General features: G+C 60.6%; 2 protein-coding genes. One reads left to right on the top strand and one right to left on the bottom strand.

All coding sequences use genetic code 11. The annotated features are described in order from the left end of the window. Positions 1–240: 240 nt before the first annotated feature. Positions 241–1,581 (top strand): ISKra4 family transposase, encoded by a 1,341-nt coding sequence (locus tag AC5JJ6_RS08220; RefSeq protein WP_496041569.1) that lies wholly within the window; start codon positions 241–243, stop codon positions 1,579–1,581. A gap of 182 nt (positions 1,582–1,763) precedes the next feature. Here AC5JJ6_RS08220 and AC5JJ6_RS08215 read toward each other — a convergent pair. Then, positions 1,764–2,662, bottom strand: an 899-nt coding sequence (locus AC5JJ6_RS08215) for a DUF2279 domain-containing protein (protein ID WP_496041568.1), incomplete at its 5' end; no start/stop codon positions are given.

The raw sequence follows: 2,662 nt of genomic DNA, 5'->3' as shown, positions 1-2,662 counted from the left end.
CACGGGTTTGCCGGCGACAGGTGACAGGCCGGGCAGCGATGGGGTAAGTTCAACTGTGACGGGCATAGCAATCCGGATCCGGTGGGATGGGTGTCAGCAGCCGAATCCTAAGCTTGATCAGGGCTTTACGCTATGCCTGCCGGGACTGCCGCGAGATTGGGGGAGCTGGGCTGAACAGGATATGACCGGTCGGTATGTTTCAGCGGCTGGGGAATAAGGATGGGGTGGGTTTTGCGCCTGGTGGAAACCGGTGTGGAGGGGTCGAGCCGAAGCGTCGACGTGATGGTGATCGACCGTCCCGGTGAACTTGGCGACGCCGCAGCTCTGGGCCAGACCCTGGCGCAGGGCAAGCAGCTTATCGCCCTGGTCCAGCAAGAAATCGTTTCAGCCCAAAGCCGGGACCATGCGGCCCGACGTCCGGATTGTCGAACCTGCACCATCCCCTGCCAAGTCAAGGATTACCGCCCGCACCAGATCGCCACCGTGTTCGGTCGGGTCATGCTCCGGCTACCCCGCTTCCGCTGCGCCGGCTGCGGCGGCACGGAGGCTGGTGTCGATTGGCCGTCCCACTGCCGCTCGACGCCCGAGCTCGGCCAGCTACGGGCCCATCTGTCGGCGCTCATGCCCTATCGGATCGCCGCCGGCCTGCTTGAACATCTTCTGCCGGTTGATGCCGGGATCCATCCCGAGACCGTGCGCCGGCGCACATTGCGGGTCGGCGAGCAACTGCGTGACGCAGCGCCAGCCGAGCCGGCAGCTCCGGCGGCGGCGATGACCCTGACCCTGGATTCCACCTTCGTCCGGAGCTGTGAAGACGGTCAGCGCCATCTCGAAGTCCGCCTCGGCAACGTCGAGACATCCCATGGCGCCCGCCAAGTTTTCGCTGCGGTCGCCAAGACCGACACGCCGATCGAGGGGGTGATCCTGTGCAGTCTCAGGGAGGTCGGTCAGACGGAAGATACCGAGCTGACGGCTTTCACCGATGGCTGTTCCGGGCTGCGCTCCATCCTGGTCGAGGCCGGCGTCACCAAGCCGCCGTATCTCGACTGGTTCCACATCGCCATGCGGCTGCAGCATGCCGAGAAGACAGCCAGCAACCTGCCAATCGACACCCCGGAGCGGGAGAACGCTAGATCGGTGATCGTCGCGGAAGTCGACCGTCTGCGCTGGCGCATCTGGAATGGCAAGGGCAAGGATGCCAAGGTCACCCTCGAGCGCGTCCGTTCAGTCATAGCGATCTTCCAGAGCGAGTCCGGTGGCCGAAAGAGAGATCCGCCGTCCCGCCGGTTGTGGACGGCACTGCGCGAGATCGACCGCTATCTGACCAGCCAGAGTGCTTGGCTGGTCAACTACGCCGAGCGTCATCGTGCCGGTCTCCGCGTCGGCACCGCGCTGACTGAAGGCACCGCCAACTTCCCGGTCAACCGCCGCATGAACAAATCGCAGCAAATGCGCTGGTCCCGCCACGGCGCCGATCTCCTGCTCCAAGTCCGCTGTGCCCTCCTCAACGGCAAGTTCGGTCCCGGCTTCGGGCAACTGCTCGACGCCAATCCCCGCGCCAAAACGGCCATCGCGGCTTGACCCCCAATCGCGCGGCAGTTCCCCACGACCCCCACCGATTTCACCGGATGGCCACATAATTTAACGACATCGTTCAGTGCCGATTCTGGTTTGTCAAACCATCAGTTTTACGCCGTCGCCACCCGCTCGTCGGATTGATCGAAAAACGCTGTCAATCTCGATTGCCGCAAGGAGCGAATGCCCTAAGGTGGATCTGAAATCCGGTATGTTGCCGGCACATAGGTGTACGGCACCTGAAGGTAGTTGAAGATCGGAACGTCCAGGTAGGGGCGAAGCAGCTTCGACAGGTTTAGGCCAATGCCGACATAAAGAAACTGCTTTCGAAGATCCACACCGGTCTCGCTGGGATAATCGGCGTAATTGCGAGCACGGAAGCCTACATGTAACTCAAGGTATTTAAAGTATGGGTTTTCGATAAAGTCAAAACCCTCGGCTTTAAACGCGATCAGATAGCTCAAACGGTCATAGTCGGTCGTAACATCAAACTCGTGGTCGCCGCCTAGAAAGGGATTATACTCAACCCGCAGGTCGATCTTCCGGGACAGTTCGGGAGATGACCACAGGAGATAGCCGGCCGCCGCCCCGAGCGTGTTGAACAACATGTCCTGGTATGAAAATCCATAGCGGTTGCTGAACGCGTCCCCGATCTCGATCAATCCCGTGATACCAAGGCTCGACAAGGCTCCCCACTGGATTGCCTGATCCTTGTCGAAATCCCAGCGTACAAACTGGCCGGCGAACAGGTGGCTGAACAGATAACCGGTGTATAAATGCCCCAGTTTGTCAGCCCCACCTTCTTTCGTCTCACGGTCGAACCAGCCCTCACCGTGGAAACGCGGACCGCCAGAGCCATAATCCCAGTTGGCGAAACCCCATCCGAGCACTGCCGCACTGATCCCCAGGTTGAGAGCCAGGGCCTTATCCTCCTTGGTCAAGTCCGACAGCCAACCTGACTTGTCACTGGTCTGTGCCAAGGCTCCTGAACTCAGCAGGCTCACCAGTGCGGCACACACGATACAGCGCGAGGACTTCATCATTCCAAGCCTCGAAACCAAATGATCAGGAATTGTGCAACAAGCCG

It is taken from the genome of Skermanella sp., from assembly GCF_059503625.1.
Note: the sequence above shows the minus strand (reverse complement) of the source record. Positions and strands in the feature narration are given on the sequence as shown.